Source organism: Moorena bouillonii PNG, assembly GCF_001942495.1.
GTDB classification, from domain to species: domain Bacteria; phylum Cyanobacteriota; class Cyanobacteriia; order Cyanobacteriales; family Coleofasciculaceae; genus Moorena; species Moorena bouillonii.
This window is the reverse complement of the sequence record NZ_MKZS01000001.1, coordinates 5,382,122-5,399,646: the sequence shown is the minus strand read 5'-3', so window position 1 is coordinate 5,399,646 and position 17,525 is coordinate 5,382,122. Positions and strand designations below refer to the sequence as shown.

The window sequence follows — 17,525 nt, the reverse complement described above, 5'->3', positions numbered from 1 at the left end:
TTATTCAGTTCATCGCTGAATAAGTTAATCAATTGAATTTAATTTACTAGTTAATCTTCAACAATTCCACATCAAAAATCAACGTAGCATTAGGCGGAATCACCCCACCGGCACCACGGGCACCATAACCCAAGTCTGGGGGAATGATCAGCTGACGACGACCACCAACCTTCATAGAACTAACCCCTTCATCCCAGCCTTTAATAACCTGTCCTACACCGATTGTGAAGGAAAAAGGACGATTGCGATCGCGAGAACTATCGAACTTGCTGCCATCCTCCAGGGTACCAGTGTAGTGAACCACTACCGTCTGTCCCTTCTCAGGGGTTGCTCCCTCACCCTCAACTAGGTCAATGTACTTCAAGCCCGACGGTGTTGTAACCGCCTGATCCATATTGGTTTCACTTTCTGAACTAGAATCCATAGCTAGATCTTGTTTATCATTAACATCTGGGTTAGCACTGTTAGCTGTTGTAACTACTTGCGGCTGAGTGTTGGTAATTTCTCCAGCAGTGGTAGATTTTTTCCCCATACCCACTTGAGCCACAACCAACAGCAACCCAAAGGCTACTATAACGCCTATGCTGATCAGAATTTGTTTCAAAATCTGTTCTCCTAATTGATTATCAACGCCAGAGCTTATTTTCTAAATCCCGCACCTGACGCTCCAGACGGTCAATACGACCTCGCAATTCATCCATTTCTGATTGGCGAGGAACCCCTAAATCCTGCAACATATTGCGCAACTGCCGTTCCATGTTGCTCTCAAAGTTATCCTGCTCTGACTTGATCTGATTCATCAGATCATCTACAAAAGCCGTGGCTTGGTCGGAGTTGATTTTACCATCTTTGACCCATTCATCACTTACCTCTCGCAGTTTTTCGGCAACCATTGACGTTGTACCAACCCCAACCAACAATAACTGCTTGAGCCAGTCGTTATTATCCATAATTGTTATCCTGTTATCCTGTTACTCGTCACTTGATGGGGCTGGGATCAGCTAGGCTTTCCTATGATTGGGGAAGTTTCATTGATTCCCAGCCTACAGTTCTATTCTGTGACATCTTTCCTAGAACAGGAGAAGAGGGAGAACAGCGGGAGGAGAACGGAGGAGGTGCAAGAAGGTGCTATATATAAAGCAACCTAATATAAAGCAAGCTACTAAAACGCTCTGGTGAATCAGTGGTGATGGTGATGATGGTGCTCTGATGCCTGCACAGCTGCCAACTGGGGATTGACAGATAGAGCATTTTCTGATAGTAGTACCTCAATTTGAGGATTAGCCCACTCCGCTGCCATCTGTAAGAATTCTGGATGATCATTAACACAGGGCATCTCTACGTAGGTAACCTCTGAGTTACGACGCTTTAGAGCGTGGACAATGTGATGCACATCTAAGAGGGTTTCGTGATTCTCTGTGGCAAAGCCAATCGGCATAAACACAATCGCCTTAGCCCCTAAGTTAATCAGGTTCTGGGCTGCTAACTCCGCGTGAGGCTGAGTCCATTTAATTAAGGGAGTTTGGTGGTTAAGCCAGCCCACAGAGATTAGGGGATACTTATACATCAACTTTTCCCTTACTGCCTCATACAATGCCTGACTTTCGTCAATTCCAGACACAAATCCTTTAGCTTCGTGGGGACAGCCATGGTTCATCAGGACAATGCCAATTTGGGAGGGCAGATAGGCTGCTGCTAAATCGGTAGTAATTTTCTCTTCCACCAATTGAGCAGTTAGATTAATGTACTCTGGTTCGTTATAGAAAGACGGGATGTAACGCAATCCCTGAACCCAGTGTTGATCTTTATCCTCTAATTTCTCGAGGGCTTTATTGACTTGTTCCACCGCAATGCCGCTAGTAAAGATGGAATCCACCACTAGCAGGGGATAGATCAGCAGTTTTTGGAACCCTTCCGCCTTAATTTCACTGAGGACTTGTTCTGGCAAAAAGGGAGCGCAGAAGTTAAAGGCTTTGAATACCTGCACCTGATCGCCCCATTTAGCTTGCAGTTGTTTTTCAATACCTGCCCGTTGCTGTTCAAAAATCTTGTTGTGGGGTGAAATAAAGTTGTCATGCTGGTGCCCCCACTCGTGGAAGTCAAACATTGCCAATATTTTGGCTAAGGGTGGATAGATCCAGTTGGGGACTGGGGCAAATTTGGCGGTAAGCAAGTTTAAGGCTTGTTCGTTGTAGTTGGCGAAGTCTTCGTAGCTTTCGACTTCTCCATAACCCATGAGTAAAACCGCAACTCGCTCCTGACCATGGGTTGGGGAAGGTTTTACTGATTGAGATTTTTCTGGAGTGGCAACCACTTGGTATTCCTACTGGCTAAACGTCTATTCCTGGGGTATCCCTGCTTTGTCTTGGGTGCAGAATGTATCCCTGGCATTTATTAGGCTAACATCCCCCATGGGGGGATATAAGAGGTAGCACAATACTCTGGAAAGTTCGGTAAAGATACTAATAACAAAATCTCGATTAGGTTATAATAGGATGTCTGGTCTTAATTAAATCTTATTAAATGAGCTGATCAGTTCGAGATTAGCCCACTAGCCTCTACCAAAGGCGCAAGTGTCGTCCTGTGGGCGAAGCCAGTGGGGGACTTTGGGACGGAGAGCTCAGTTCAGGTTTTGTCTAATAAATTATAATGGACATAAATTGGGGTGAATTTATGTCTATTTGATAACCAAAGCCGAAAATGCCCTTGGTTATTGACAGTAGACCAAAAGCCTGATTGAAATAGAGCAATTAAAATCAGATAAGGTCAGAAACTTGGCGGTGGGGCATCCCGTCAATAGTAAAGCTTGTCGAGTACCCGAATGCGGATCGGTTTCCTTAAGGAAATGGCGATAGCTGGGGTTGGCGAGAAGCCCACACCTACCCCCGAACCCCAACAGGTGTGGGAGATGTCACAAGTAGGACAACGCAATGTCGGTGTAAACAGCACAATGCTGACGTGCTTGTACATCAACAGGAGGCATAGTCATTAAAACCAAATCAAACTAGGACAAACAACGCACATGCTCAGTCAGAAAACAAAAACTACAGATATAGGATTCACTCACGAAGATTTTGCTGCCCTTCTGGATAAGTATGATTATCATTTTAGCCCAGGGGATATAGTTCCGGGTACGGTATTCAGTCTAGAGCCGAGGGGCGCTCTGATTGACATTGGTGCGAAAACCGCCGCCTATATTCCGATTCAGGAAATGTCAATAAATCGAGTTGATAATCCTGATGAGGTTTTACAATCCAACGAAACACGGGAATTTTTCATCCTGACCGATGAAAATGAAGATGGACAGTTGACTCTCTCTATCCGTCGCATTGAGTATATGCGAGCGTGGGAGCGAGTGCGCCAATTACAAGCGGAGGATGCTACGGTGCGTTCTCTGGTATTCGCCACTAACCGTGGTGGAGCGTTGGTACGTATTGAAGGGTTGCGCGGTTTTATTCCTGGTTCTCATATTAGCACTCGGGCAGCCAAGGAAGATTTGGTGGCCCAAGAACTGCCCCTAAAATTTCTGGAGGTAGATGAAGACCGTAATCGTCTGGTACTATCCCACCGTCGTGCTCTAGTCGAGCGCAAGATGAACCGCCTAGAAGTCGGAGAGGTGGTGATTGGCTCAGTACGAGGAATCAAACCTTACGGTGCATTCATTGATATTGGCGGGGTCAGCGGATTGCTGCACATTTCCGAAATTTCCCATGATCATATTGATACGCCTCATAGTGTGTTTAATGTCAATGATGAACTAAAAGTGATGATCATTGACTTGGATGCTGACCGAGGTCGGATTTCTCTGTCAACAAAGCAGTTAGAGCCAGAACCGGGAGATATGATTAACAACCGGGAAGTGGTCTTCGAGAAGGCAGAAGAAATGGCTCAGAAGTACCGGGAGAAGATGCTAGCACAAAAGCAAGGTATAACTCCAGAAAGTATGACTCCACAAGAGTCCCCAGAGCCACAAGAGTCCCCAGAGCCTGTTCAGGCTCAAGAGCCCCAAGAGCCTGAACAGGCTCAAGAGTCCCAAGAGCCCCAAGAGCCCCAAGAGTCCCAAGAGTCCCAAGAGCCTGTTCAGGCTCAAGAGTCCCAAGAGCCTGTTCAGGCTCAAGAGTCCCAAGAGCCTGTTCAGGCTCAAGAGTCCCAAGAGCCTGTTCAGGCTCAAGAGTCCCAAGAGCCCCAAGAGTCCCAAGAGTCCGAAGAGCCTCAAGAAGACGCAGTGCCAGAGGGAGAGTTTGTAGCAGCTGCCATCGACGAGTAACAACCAGGTGCAGCCACAAGAATTAGCCGTTAGCTGAGGCTAATGGCTAATCTGTATTGATGGCCCTGTTCCGGAACAAGAGCAAAGAAATTGGCAGGTGCGAATCTTGATCAACTAGCTAGTAGAATAAAGTTGATTAAAATAAACAACGGCATAAACCCTTGGTAAGCATTCGTTGTGGGAAGGTGACTTTCCCCAATATTGAAGCAGTCATATTTGATAAAGACGGTACCTTAGAGGATTCACAAGTTTATTTAAGAGAACTAGCCTATAAGCGATCGCGTTTAATTGATGCCCAAATCCCTGGTATTGGAGAACCCCTCCTGATGGCCTTTGGTGTCCAAGATGACACCCTTGACCCTACCGGGTTAATGGCAGTAGGTAGCCGTCGGGAAAATGAAATTGCTGCTGCTGCTTATATTGCTGAGACTGGTCGGGGATGGTTAGAGTCATTGGCAATCGCTGGTAGTGCCTTTGTTGAAGCCGAGAAGTACTTGCAAGATGCGGCTGGAACTTCCCCAATGTTTGCCGGTAGCCTGGAAGTCCTTAAATTCCTCTCAGAAGCTGGTTTAAAGCTAGGTATTCTCTCAGCAGACTCTACGGCTGGTGTAAAAGCCTTTGTCCATCGACACCAGCTAGACCCCTATATCCAATTACAGCAGGGTGTGGATTCTGAAATCAGTAAGCCTGATCCCAGGTTGTTCATACAAGCGTGCCAATCTTTAGGGGTAAAACCTGCTTCGGCCCTAATGGTAGGAGATTCAGCAGGTGATATTGAGATGGCAAAAGGTGCTGGTGCAGCGGGTTGCATTGGTATTTGCTGGGGAAAGCCAGAAGCTGCCCATTTAGAGGGAGCTGATATAGCGATCGCGAGCCTGGATGAGATGGAAATTATTTGAAGTAAACTATATTGAAGAAGAAACTAGTATTGATAGCACTACGCTTATAAGTGTGAAGTGTTATTTTTAATTTTTAAGTTTCAATAAGCACAACTCCCGCAGCCTTGGTGCGATCGCACCAATTGGTAAAACCTCTTTGGCTGCTCCGAGAGCGATCGCTTGTTTAGGCATGCCAAACACCAAGGAAGTCGCTTCATCTTGAGCGATGGTCAAGCCACCAACCTCAGCGATCGTCTGCATACCAGTCGCTCCATCTCTACCCATACCGGTCAATAATATGCCCACTGTAGCTTTGCCATAAAACTTGCCTACAGACTCAAATGTTACAGTTACGGAAGGGCGATGTCCTTCCAGTGGCTCTGAATCAGAACAGATAAATCGACCCATAGGATCCAATTCTAAATGCTGCTGTTCTGGTGCGAAATAAATTCTTCTTGGTTGTGGCATATCTCCTGGTTGAGCAATCTGAACTGGCAACGAACAATTACTAGCTAACCAATCGATGAATCCCTGCAAAAAACCAAGACTAATGTGTTGGATGCAAATTACTGGTAAAGGAAAATTGGACGGTAGCTGAGTGAATACCTCGTTTAGGGCTTGGGGTCCACCTGTAGATGCACCAATCACAACTATTTTTGGTTTAGAGGAGTAATGATAAGAGAAAGCAGCACGATTTCCTGTCTGTGATACTCCACCAATTTGATTTTGATTGGTGCTGTAGTCCATTTCCGGAAGCTTCCCTTTCCCAGAACTCCCCTGCTTTTGTTTACCTAGTATAGACGTTCGGTTTTTTGTAAAGACCTTGACCCCAGACAGAATTTTAATCTTATTGATCAACTCCTGCTGGAGCAACTGATTTTCCCTTGCCATTCCTGCGGACGGCTTAGGAAAAATATCCACTACTCCTGCATCTAAAAGCTCAAAAATCTGATCAGTATCCTCTTGCTGCACCGAAACACTAATCACCAGAATCGGTCTAGGATAGAGCGCCATAACTTTAGATGTCAACTCCAGACCATTCATGTGGGGCATATGGAGGTCTGTACAAATGACATCTGGTTGAACTTTGGGAATTAAGTTCAAAGCTTCTAAGCCAGTTCCAGCTTCTCCCACCACTTCAATCTGCTCTGATGAATTCAGAATCCTTTTCAGGACTACTATAGCAAGCGGTGAATCTTCAACTAATAAAACTCGAATAGTCATTGATTATTTTTCAATTTAAAATTTAACCTAACCTTCAACCTTCAACCTTCAACCTTCAATATTCAACCTTAAGTATTAACATTAAAATTAACTATTAAACAAGTCTTTGTAACGTTTCAATGATAAAATTTTGATTAAATTTTCCTTTAGTTATATAGGCATTAGCCCCCGCTTCGACCCCTTTTTTATTATGTTCATCGGAAGCCAAAGATGTTACCATAATTATGGGTAATTCGTTATACTCTTGATGCTTACGAATTCTAGCAGTTAGGGAAAATCCGTCTAGATTGGGCATTTCTACATCAGATATTACGGCATCAAAGTGACGGGTGTTTAATTTGTTATAGCCATCTAATCCATCTACAGCTGTCACTACTTCATACCCAGCCCTTTCTAGTATCCGTTTTTCTTGGGTGCGAACGGTAATCGAGTCATCTACTAGGAGAATTACTGGCGTGCTTTCAACGATTTCCCTTAGTTTGGTTGAGACTGTGGATGTGGTTGGCTGATAGGATTGCAATGATGTGAGCAAATCTGGAGGGTTAAGAATCATGCAAACTTCCCCTGTACCGAGAATAGTTGCTCCACTGACATTACGCACCCGCTTTAATAACTGACTCTGAGGTTTGATCACCACCTCTTGAGTATCCAAGAGGTCATCGATAAACAATCCGAATTGTTCGTCTGCCACCTTAAGCAGGATACATGGTCGCCGATCGCTTTTTTGTTGCTTAAGTGTGCCGATAGAGGTATAACCAATCGAGTTAGACAACTCCAGCAAATCAGCTAGGTTTGCTACAGCAATAGCTTGACCGTCTAAGGCGATGGTTTCTCGACCTTCAATCGTAAATATTTGCTCCCGGGAAACTAGTAAAGTCGTTTCCACAAACTCAATCGGTAGCCCATGGATAATCCCTTGAACATCTACCAGTAGTACATTAGCAGTGGACAGGGTTGTGCGTAGCTGGAGGCGAAAGGTGCATCCAAGACCAGGAGTTGATTCGATCTCGATATTGCCGTTAAGCTGCTCAACCTTGGTGCGTAGGACATCTAAGCCGATTCCTCTGCCAGAAATTTCTGTAATAAATGTCCGGGTTGAAAAGCCAGGAGCTAAGATCAGGGCGTGAATCTGTCTGGGAGTCATTAGTTCCAGTTCTTCGTTTGTGCAGAGTCCACGCTGGACAGCAGTTTGCTTAATTTTCTCGATATCTAATCCTCGTCCATCATCTACTACTTCAATAACAATGGTGTTGGTTTTTTGGTAGCCCCTCAACCAAATCGTGGCCGCAGCAGACTTGCCAAGTTTTTCTCGTTCAGTGGGAGTTTCAATGCCATGGTCGATGGCGTTGCGAACTATGTGCATCAAGGGGTCTTTGATTTCTTCCAGGATGCGTTTATCAGCAGTGGTTTCTCCTCCTTCGATGATTAATTCGACCTCTTTTGATTGTTGTCTGGCTAAATCCCTTACCATACGGGGAAATAACTGAAACACAGTGAAGAGGGGGAGAAGCCGGAGAGTGCGAATTTTTTCGTCTAATTCCCCAGCAATGATGTCTAGTCTTGTAGTGTTTTCCTGAGCTATTCTTCTTAGAGAGTTAATCTTTTGTTCTAGGCGTTGTACATACGAATTGGTGCCTATGGATGAAGACTCCAGGTATTGCCCTTGGCAATGAACGACTTTCCACTCTTCCCATAGGGTTGCCACTTCCTCAATTTCAGCCATAGCATGAGCCATACCAATTTTGGTGACTGTTAGTTCCCCGGTTTGTGTCATTAAGGCATCAAGATAGGGAGTTGGAACCCGAATGGTGTCAATCCGGTAGGGTTCACTAAGATTCGATGAAACCTCTGGAGTTACTATTAAAGGAGTTTTGTTAGGGAGCAATGGTAGAGTCGGTAATAGTGGGGACTCCTCAATAGTTGCTTCAGTTGGTTCACATTGAGCTACTTGAGGGGGTGAGTCATCAGGGGGTGAGCCATGGTCTTGACCTAGATCTGGAACTGCTGTGATCAAGTGGTCAAGTATCTCGGCGGTATCAACCCCACTGATAGAACCAGTAACTGCTTCGTATACTAAGAGGCGAATGGCATCTAAGGTTTGATAAATGCGATCGCTAACCTGTGGGGTTAAAAAGGTCTGTTCACATTTGATGCTGTCGAGAATGTTTTCCACACCATGGGCGAGGGTTTCTACATTCTCTATCCCCGCTATTTTGGAGTCTCCTTTGAGGCTTTGGGCTTCCCACAGCAACTTGTCCAAGGTAGCGTTGTCCTGTGGGTACTTTTCTAAATGCAGTAAACCGACTTCCAGTTTCTCCAAACGTTCTTCGCTACTAATTTTATAAATATCTCGCAAGTCTTCATCTTCTATAACAGTTGGTGCCAGTTGGGAAACATTGCCATTTTGTAGAGCAGCTTCTTGGTCTGGCTGCAATGGCTGTGAAACTGTTGCCATCAAGTAGTTAAGCATCAAGGGTGTATCAACACCACTTGCGGAACCAGTAACTGCTTCATATACCAGCAGACCCATAGCATCTATGACTTGATAAAGGCGATCGCTAACCTGTGGGGTTAAAACTGTTTGTTGACGTTTGATGCTGCCAAGAATGTCTTCTACACCATGAATAAGGGTTTCTACATTCTCTATCCCCGCTATTCTGGAGTCTCCTTTGAGGCTGTGAGCTTCCCGCAGCAACTGTTCCAAAGTAGCGTTGTCCTGTGGGTACTTTTCTAAATGCAGCAAACCAATTTCCAATTTCTGCAAACGTTCTTCGCTGGTAATTTTATAAATATTTCTGAGTTCTTCGTCTTCTATCATGGTTACTCATTTTTTAATTAGGTGAGGTACAAATTTTTGGATGTTAGGGAACAGGGAACAGGGAACAGGGAGCAGGGAGCAGGGAACAGGGAGCATGGAACAGGGAACAGGGAACATAAAATTTTTTGATTTGTAGAAAATAGTTAACTATTTTTTAGTCATTATAATTGTTTGTAAATGAAACATTCAGAAATAGATAAACTTTTTTAAAAAAACACGATATTCCTTACTCTATTAAAACTATCACTTCTTTTTATTTCCATGAATTTTGCACCAGTCCACAAAAAATTATATCGGAAGTAATAACAATCTAGTTAAGTAATAATCAAATCTTATTACTGTTTTCTATTCCCTATTCCCTATTCCCTATTCCCTATTCCCTGTTCCCTATTACCTATTCCCTATTACCTATTCCCTATTACCTATTACCTGTTCCCTATTCCCTACTTTTACAGATAAAGGTTAAACTTGGTACAATATCTGAGTTTAACCTTTACTAAACCATGCGCTTTAGGCTTTATGTAAAAATAACTTGAACATTTTTGCTCTTGGTGAGATCATGAAAATATATTCAATTTGATCAGGGGGTAACATCAGCCCTCATGCATATTACTCTATAAGGCTTATTGGCCCATGACTCAATCTCGATACAGTGGCAAATTGACCCTGCTTTCATGGTCTTGATGCTCCCGGTCGAGTGGGGGAAACCCGAGGAGGCGGACTGCATCCGTTTGATGAAGCTCCGAACCGTAATAACATAGTCCAAGCTCTGTCCAACGGGAGCATGTATATTTGGGAAGCTTATGGGGTTAAATCCTTACCCAGTAAGGATTTCAGCTTGCCTGTCGCCATCCGATGATTCAATGGATACATTGAAATGCCTAATCATCTGGTTATTGACAAGATTCGAGAAAAGTATAATTCCTTATTACCTTATTTAAACGAGAAAACTCGTCGTATTTGGGCAGCAACCGAAGCTCGAAGCTTGGGGTGGGGGGGTATTACTCTAGTGGCTATTGCCACAGGTCTTTCTCGCACTACCATTCATGCCGGAATCAGGTTACTAGGGAGCAAAAAGGGGGAAAAAACGGAGAATGACTCTGGTAGAATTAGGAGTAGTGGGGGTGGCAGAAAACTACTGGAAGAACAAGACCCCATGCTATTATCAGACTTGGAATCATTAATAGAACCGATGACAAAAGGAGATCCAGTATCACCTCTTAAATGGACTTCTAAAAGTGTAGTCAAACTAGCTGAAGCTTTAAATGCGGGTGGACATAGAATTAGCCCCAAAAGTGTTGACAATTTGCTGTTAAATCTTGGTTACAGTTTACAAGCCAATCGGAAAACTCGTGACGGCTCATCTCACCCTGATGGACTTCGTCCCGCTTTCAGCGATCTCGATCAGCAGTTTTTACACATTGCCAACCAAGTTAAAGAGTTCCAGTTACAGAAAGAGCCAGTAATTTCTGTAGATACCAAGAAAAAAGAATTAATTGGCGACTTGAAAAACCCAGGAAGGGAGTGGTGTGAAAAGCAACATCCCCAAGAAGTAAAAATACAGGATTTTGTAGACCCGGAATTAGGAAAAGTCATTCCTTACGGAGTTTATGACAAAACCTATAATCAAGGCTGGGTAAATGTTGGTATTGACCATGACACCGCTGAATTGGCTGTCTTCTCAATTCGTCATTGGTGGTATTCCATGGGACAACAACTTTATCCCAACAGCCAAAAGCTAATGATTACAGCGGATTGTGGGGGAAGTAATGGTTATCGTTGTAGCAGTTGGAAATTGAAGCTACAAGAATTAGCCACAGAGATAGAAAGAACCATTTATGTAAGTCATTTTCCTCCTGGTACAAGTAAATGGAATAAAATTGAGCATCGAATATTAGGTCATATTACCCAGAATTGGCGAGGTAGACCCTTAACAAGCCATGAGGTCGTGATTAATTTAATCCGCAATACTACCACAAAACAAGGGGTAAAAGTTGAAGCACGCTTAGATGAGAATCGCTATCCAACAGGGATCAAAGTGACAGACCAAGAAATTAATGCCATTGCCATTGAGCGAAACTCTTTTCATGGGGAATGGAACTATGTAATTAAGCCTCTTTCTCGGGACTAGATTGTTAAAGTTATTTTTACATGACTCCTTAGTTCCACAGCAGCTTGCTTAAGTTGCTCAGTACCCACTCTACTTTGAGTGATGCCAATAACAGTTTCTTTTGCCCCCTTGTTAACAGTGCTCATTGCTTGGAGGACTTGTTGAATGCCATCGACTTGCTGCTTGAGATTCAGAGAAATTTGTTGATTGTTTAACACCACATTGTTGACCGCATCTGCTACCCCAGTGAAGGCTTGAGCTGTTTTTTGAGCGATTTGCACTCCGGTCTTTACTGTCTTAGTCCCTTCATCCGTAACCATCACCGTTGAATTAATCTCGTTCTGGATTTGAGAAACTAAAACATTAATCTTTTGGGCAGATTGTTTACTCTGGTCTGCTAATTTACGAATCTCTGCAGCAACCACTGCAAAGCCTTTACCATGCTCTCCTGCACGCACCGCTTCTACTGACGCATTCAGTGCCAACATATTGGTTTGGTTAGCCAATTCAGAAACCAGCTCGGAGATGTCACCAATTTGATTGGTTTGCTGGCTCAGACGCATACTCTGTTGAGCGATCGCATCCACCTTCTCTTCTAAGGTAGACATGCCTTTGAGAGTTTCCCCCACCGCTTGGGTACCGTTCTCGGTTAGCTGAAGTGCCTGCTGTGCAGCAATAGCGGCAGCATCAGCTTGCTCAGCGGACTGTCGGCAAGAGGCTTCCAGCTCATCCATGGTGATGGTGGTTTCATTCACCGAGGCAGCTTGTTGACCAGCAATGCGTTCTTGCTGTTCCAGGGTCGAAAACATTTCCTGACTAGAAGTTGATATACCATTAACCAGTTGCTTAATCAGATTCACCAGTTGGCGTAACCTGACCATTGCCAGTGGCAGCACCGCCGCTAGAGAAACGAAAATAATTAGGCTGGCCAGGATTTTAAAAGAGTTGACAGAGGCAAAAACTTTCCCCTTAGGAACATGATCGATAATGAATAAGGGTTGCTGCTGCTGGGCATTTGGAACAACTTTATAGTAACTGATCAGCTTATTAGTTCCTTGATCAATCAGTCCCTGTTCACCCCTGAGAATTTCCTGGGCAATGTGTTTGGGATAATCGTTTGTCAATTTCTCATTCTTGTTGAGTTCAAAACCCCACTCCTTGTCGGGGTTAGGATGAGAAAGGTAGTAGCCATCTTGATTGACCAGAAATGTCTCTTCTCCCTTGATGGTTAAGTCTGCATCTCGAGTAAATTTTATGAATTGCTCGGCAAATACATTAGCAATCACAATTCCTCTTTGTACCCCAGCTGAATCAAAAATTGGTGTAGCGTACCGAATTACTGGTTTATAAGGCTGCTCAATCACACCACTTTCCCGATTCAACTCAACAGGGGACATATAGATACTGCCAGCCGACAACTTAATTGTCTCAGTAAAAAATAAACTATTTGCTTTATTTTGTAGCTGGGATTTGGGGATAACTTGGATTTTAGTACCGTCGGAATCGACTCGCACGATTTCATTGCCTTTTTCGTCCAAATACTTCAGCTTCATATAATAAGGTTTGGCTTCCATCATCACAGTAAAGATGGTCTCCAACTGTTTCATCCAACTGTCGTAGTAAGAGATACTTTGCTTATCTAGTCCACCACCAGCTTTAGCTCGGATTATTCCTTGAATCGGGGGAACTTTGCTCAAAAACAAAACATCAGAATTGATAGAATTTAAAAATGCTAGGATATTTTCTGCTTCATCAGCTACCTCCTCTTCTAGCTCTATTTTAGCTAAGTTCGATAAGGCATTAGTAGAGGAAGAACTACTATATAAACCTACAACAAAAATGGGTATAACACTACTTAATAACAGCAGTAGCAGTATTTGATTCTGAAGTTTGCTGAAAAATTTTTTGGTAGATTTGGCAAACATAGCGGGTTACCTACAATTAGAGAATGCACAATAGAAAAGCCATTCCTCTTTAGGAGATGGGATCAGAGGCGAGGAAATTGATTGATTTAGCAATCTGTTGAGGCTACACTCATAGAATTCCCAACAAATATTGCTAAAGTAACAATGTCTATTGTTTTTTGCACCTTCACTAGTAAGCTATAATCAGTCAACTATTAGGTAGCTATGATTAACGGGGTCACACTTTGGTCCCCGACAGAAAAACGCGACTAAGGCTTGACTCTGTTACTGACTCTCTTTATCGATCAGGGCTTGGATTACATTAGCTGACAGCTGTTCGCGCAGGGTGCGCGTAGCGCATTATCTTACTACTGGATCGCTTTCACGACATGAGTAAGACCACTAAATAAGGTGAGATTCTCACTCATCATTTGTGCTGTATTCTCGCTGTTAAATTGGTGTGCCTCTGTGCAATTTTATGTGTATTGTGTCTCGCCAGCTTTCACAGCCGCCACATATTTCTGATCCGTAACGTTGTAGACTACATACTTGACCATTTTTCTGGGACCCTGAATTTTGTTATTTTCAACGGAGCGACAGTGACATACTTGTCACTCCACTATAGTTAGCTGTGATACCAAATCCGGCTTAAAAACCCTCTTCATCACTCAGTCCTTGATCAGCGAAGGAAAGTTTGTATAGGGGCAACTTCTTTCTCGTCTGGGTGCTTAGGCGGGAAATCATGGGCGGATTCGGTGTCAATAGCTACAAATAAGTACATAACGCTGAATGATGAACAACAGATAATCACTGATGATTCATAATTCTTAATCTTTTTTGAATTGGAAGCTGTTATTTGGGGGTAAATTGCTGGGAACTATATCTATGTAACTCCTGATATTTATCCCTTAAACAGTACAGTGAACCAGTAAAAATGATACTAATCAGACTGATTGAAGAATTAGAAAAATTAGGTAAACAGAGAACTATTGGAGAGCTAACTCTAAGCAACCATAGCGTCGTTTGGAAAGTTTACCTTGTCTATGGTCAATTGCTCTATGCCACCGATGGCGTTCATCCTGTGAGGCGCTTTTACAGAGCCTTAAAGTCCCATTGCCCTAACTATGTTGTTGAACTCGACGAGAAGTCCGACTATCAGCCCTGGGAATATCAGCTTCTAGAGCAAGGAATTAACCAAAAGAAACTTAGCCTCATCCAAGCCAAGTTAATGATTCGTAGCATTGTCCAAGAATGTTTTTTTGAACTAAGTGGCTACACAGACTTAAAAAACAACTGGCAACCGAGTCAAGAAAAAACATCGACTCTTGCCATGGGCTTAGCCTTGTCTTCCAGGGAAATCCAAACTGTTTACGCTCAAGCAAACCAGAATTACCAAGAATGGGTTGCTGCTGATTTTGGTCACCTCAGCCCCAATCTCTCACCAGTTTTGAAACCGGGAACAGATCCTAAATTGCTCCCAGATTTGAACAAGTATCTCAATGGTAACTTAACCCTGTGGGATATTGCCTGGGAGCAAAAAACATCCGTGACAGAGGTGACTCGCTTTTTGCTGCCTTTGGTTGAGAAGAGTATGGTAGATTTCCGAAGAATTCCAGATTTAGCATCACTACCGGTCACAGCCCCTGTTAAACCACCAGTCACAGCCCCTGTCAATCCACCAGTCACAGCCCCTGTCAATCCAACAGTCACAGCCCCTGTCAAGCCACCAGTTCTCACAACGTCACCCCCATCAGAAACTCAGGGAAGCAAATCCGCCAAGAAACAGCCTTTAATCGCCTGTATTGATGATAGTCCTGTGTTGGCTCACAGTTTAAAAACAATCTTGATACCAGCCGGTTATCAAATGTTGAGCATTGAAGAACCGATGCGAGGTTTCTCCCAACTGATTGAACACAAACCTGATTTAATTTTGCTAGACCTGAATATGCCAAATGCAAATGGCTATAGTGTCTGTAAATTTTTGCGAGAATCCCCAGTTTTTAATAAGACTCCGATCATTATTCTGACAGCTCAGAATACCACTATTGACCGCGCCCGGGCTAGACTAGTTGGCGCAACTGATTTTTTAGGTAAGCCCCCAGATTCCCAAGAATTGCTACGAATAATTAATAAATATGTAATCAAAAGTTTATAAAAGTCGGGCATCGGGAACTTTCGCTCAGGGGATATAGAAAAAAATATGCGTACCTGATTAGGCTAAAACCGTTATACCAATTTCAAAAAAATATTGGTACCCACTAATATTTTATAGTATTTATCATGTAAATGAGGTGCAAATATCTTTGGATTGCGCAGGAGCATAGTGGTAGGGTTAACTAAGTTGAGTGTACCTGATAAGTATGATAACCTTTATAGGTTGGATTACAAAAAGTCTAATGATTAATAACTAACCCACCATTCAGTAAAATTTGTTGCAAATTCAGAATACTCATTATTTTTTCCTGATAGGGAGCTACTCCCTGAATGTATTCATATTGACCTGAATTGATCCCAGTTGGCACTGCTGTTATTTCCTGTGGATTCAGGAAAATTACATCACATACCTCTTCCATGCTTATACCAGCAACGATATCCTCAAGCTTTACAACCATTGCTTGAGAACTATCAATTCTCTCCATCAGCGGTAGATTTAATACTCCGCGAATATCAACTAACGTAAGAATCTCCCCTCGTAGGTTCATGTTCCCAATGATATGGGCTGGACAGCAGGGAATGGGAGTGACTTTGCCAATAGGGGTAAACTCCCTCACCATTTTTAAATCAATGCCAAATAATTCACCATGTAAAATAATTATCGCTAGGGGAATTAAATCCTTTACATCTTGACTGTCTTCCGACTGCCTTAGCTGATCAGCTCGTTTACGAAAAACGTCTCGTTCTGACCGAGTAGCATTTGGGCAAAATACAGGCTTTTGGACTAATAACAATTCAGATTCATGGTGATTATTATCCTGAATTTCTTTTTCCAGGGAGTCTTCAACGGAGGCAAGCTTTTGTGTCTCTACATACTGGAGTAAACTCTCTGGATTGCTCAGAATTAAAAGATCTTCTCCACTCCTGGCAATACCAGCGATGATTTTTTTTTCCTCAACTCTTGCCCAGTCTCGACCATGATAAAGTTCAGTGCTAATTTCCGACGGGGATATATGTCTTACCTCATAGACTTCATTAACAATGATGCCCACTCGTACCTTTTCCGATTTTAAAACCACTACACTATCTGTTAAGCGATAGCCTGGTGATTGATAATTAAAGCTGAGATTAAGATCCATGACTGGCAAAATCTCTCCCCGGAGATTAATCACACCAACGATATCAGGATCTGCTTCTGGAATCGGTGTCAACTCTGGCAGAAAAAAAATCTCTTCTACGTAAACAGTGCTGACGCCATAAAGGCAGTTATTTAAGCTAAAGGTGAGATAGTGACACTCTTTCATTTTCTGGCTCTATTGACTAAATATTAACTATCAATGATCAATTTCCAATTAACGAATATCCGAATTGTATATAGCAATTCCTCTAGTAATTGTGATAATTATTGTTTCCTGTTCCCTGTTCCCTGCTCCCTGCTCCCTGCTCCCTGATCCCTTTGCTATAGTTAATAATCGTTTAATTCTGTTTTCATTTTGATAATTAGTTCAGCCGCCGTCATATTATCATAGTCTTTTATTATAGTTTTGGGAGATAATTGCTTGAGTATATTAATAACTGCTTGCTTCATTTTTATGGTTTGTTTTTGATTTCTTTCCTTCTGATAAATATGGCTCAGATCTAAGTAAGGCTTAATAGAAGAGGGTTCAAGATAAATAATTTTTTTAAAAATTCCCTTGGCTTCTACGAGATTTCCTTGCTCTTCAGCAATTTGTGCTAACAAGTAATAGGGATTAACAGAAAGGTAATCTATAGCTAAAGCTTTTTGACAATAGTTAATTGCTTCTTCATATTTACCGATATTGGCGTTAATTTGAGCCATCAGGTAATAAGCCTGAAAATTATTAGAATGTATTTTTAGAAAGTTTTTTAATTGTTGAATGGCTAAATCATAAGCCTCTTTTTGTAAAAGTATTTCTACTTCTATGATCACCTCCTTAGCCGTTTTTTGTAACTTTGTATTTTCTTGAGACTTGATTAGGTTGATAGGGGTATCATCAACCGACCATATATCTCTTGCAACATTAGTTTTTTGTGTATTACTAAATTCTGCTGTTATCGGTTGCCGTTCCGAAGGTGGTGACTTCTGCAAGACCTCTGAAGGGGTGACGAAACAAGCTGAAATGGTTGGTATGTAAAGGTAGTACCATTT

General features: G+C 42.7%; 12 protein-coding genes. 4 read left to right on the top strand and 8 right to left on the bottom strand.

What is annotated here, in order from left to right; translation table 11 throughout:
• Nucleotides 1-46: 46 nt before the first annotated feature.
• The 3 genes from BJP37_RS21955 to BJP37_RS21945 all read right to left on the bottom strand — a co-directional run bounded on the left by BJP37_RS21955 (nt 47) and on the right by BJP37_RS21945 (nt 2,314).
• Nucleotides 47-604, bottom strand: coding sequence for an FKBP-type peptidyl-prolyl cis-trans isomerase (locus BJP37_RS21955; RefSeq protein WP_075901947.1), 558 nt, complete (start codon nt 602-604; stop codon nt 47-49).
• A gap of 22 nt (nt 605-626) precedes the next feature.
• A complete protein-coding gene (locus tag BJP37_RS21950; RefSeq protein WP_075901945.1) occupies nt 627-950 on the bottom strand; it encodes a phasin family protein in 324 nt (107 codons plus the stop codon).
• 230 nt (nt 951-1,180) lie between these two features.
• On the bottom strand, nt 1,181-2,314 hold the full coding sequence (locus tag BJP37_RS21945; protein WP_075901943.1) for a ferrochelatase: 1,134 nt from the start codon (nt 2,312-2,314) through the stop codon (nt 1,181-1,183).
• Between the two features lie 708 nt (nt 2,315-3,022).
• On the opposite strand from BJP37_RS21945, the gene BJP37_RS21940 reads away from it, so the two are divergent.
• On the top strand, nt 3,023-4,267 hold the full coding sequence (locus BJP37_RS21940; RefSeq protein WP_075901941.1) for a 30S ribosomal protein S1: 1,245 nt from the start codon (nt 3,023-3,025) through the stop codon (nt 4,265-4,267).
• Nucleotides 4,268-4,428: 161 nt separating this feature from the next.
• On the top strand, nt 4,429-5,166 hold the full coding sequence (locus BJP37_RS21935; RefSeq protein ID WP_075901939.1) for an HAD family hydrolase: 738 nt from the start codon (nt 4,429-4,431) through the stop codon (nt 5,164-5,166).
• A 66-nt stretch (nt 5,167-5,232) separates the two neighbouring features.
• Here the strand turns inward: BJP37_RS21935 and cheB are convergent, their stop codons facing one another.
• Together cheB and BJP37_RS21925 are read right to left on the bottom strand one after the other, a co-directional pair.
• Entirely contained in the window at nt 5,233-6,369 is a 1,137-nt protein-coding gene (gene cheB / locus BJP37_RS21930; RefSeq protein WP_075901937.1) for a chemotaxis-specific protein-glutamate methyltransferase CheB, read from the bottom strand.
• A gap of 94 nt (nt 6,370-6,463) precedes the next feature.
• A complete protein-coding gene (locus BJP37_RS21925; RefSeq protein ID WP_075901935.1) occupies nt 6,464-9,187 on the bottom strand; it encodes a hybrid sensor histidine kinase/response regulator in 2,724 nt (907 codons plus the stop codon).
• Nucleotides 9,188-10,064: 877 nt separating this feature from the next.
• On the opposite strand from BJP37_RS21925, the gene BJP37_RS21920 reads away from it, so the two are divergent.
• Nucleotides 10,065-11,318, top strand: coding sequence for an ISAzo13 family transposase (locus tag BJP37_RS21920; RefSeq protein WP_075901933.1), 1,254 nt, complete (start codon nt 10,065-10,067; stop codon nt 11,316-11,318).
• On the opposite strand, the gene BJP37_RS21915 is transcribed toward BJP37_RS21920, so the two are convergent.
• Nucleotides 11,315-13,222, bottom strand: a complete 1,908-nt coding sequence (locus BJP37_RS21915) for a methyl-accepting chemotaxis protein (protein WP_075901931.1) — start codon at nt 13,220-13,222, stop codon at nt 11,315-11,317. The two genes, BJP37_RS21920 and BJP37_RS21915, sit on opposite strands and share 4 nt — an antisense overlap.
• Nucleotides 13,223-14,135: 913 nt before the next feature.
• Here BJP37_RS21915 and BJP37_RS21910 point away from each other — a divergent pair.
• The gene (locus BJP37_RS21910; RefSeq protein ID WP_075901929.1) at nt 14,136-15,356 is read left to right on the top strand and encodes a response regulator; all 1,221 of its coding nucleotides are present in this window, start codon (nt 14,136-14,138) and stop codon (nt 15,354-15,356) included.
• A 238-nt stretch (nt 15,357-15,594) separates the two neighbouring features.
• On the opposite strand, the gene BJP37_RS21905 is transcribed toward BJP37_RS21910, so the two are convergent.
• Together BJP37_RS21905 and BJP37_RS21900 are read right to left on the bottom strand one after the other, a co-directional pair.
• On the bottom strand, nt 15,595-16,659 hold the full coding sequence (locus BJP37_RS21905; protein WP_075901928.1) for a chemotaxis protein CheW: 1,065 nt from the start codon (nt 16,657-16,659) through the stop codon (nt 15,595-15,597).
• A gap of 161 nt (nt 16,660-16,820) precedes the next feature.
• Nucleotides 16,821-17,525, bottom strand: a 705-nt coding sequence (locus BJP37_RS21900; RefSeq protein ID WP_214607770.1) for a tetratricopeptide repeat protein, incomplete at its 5' end; no start/stop codon positions are given.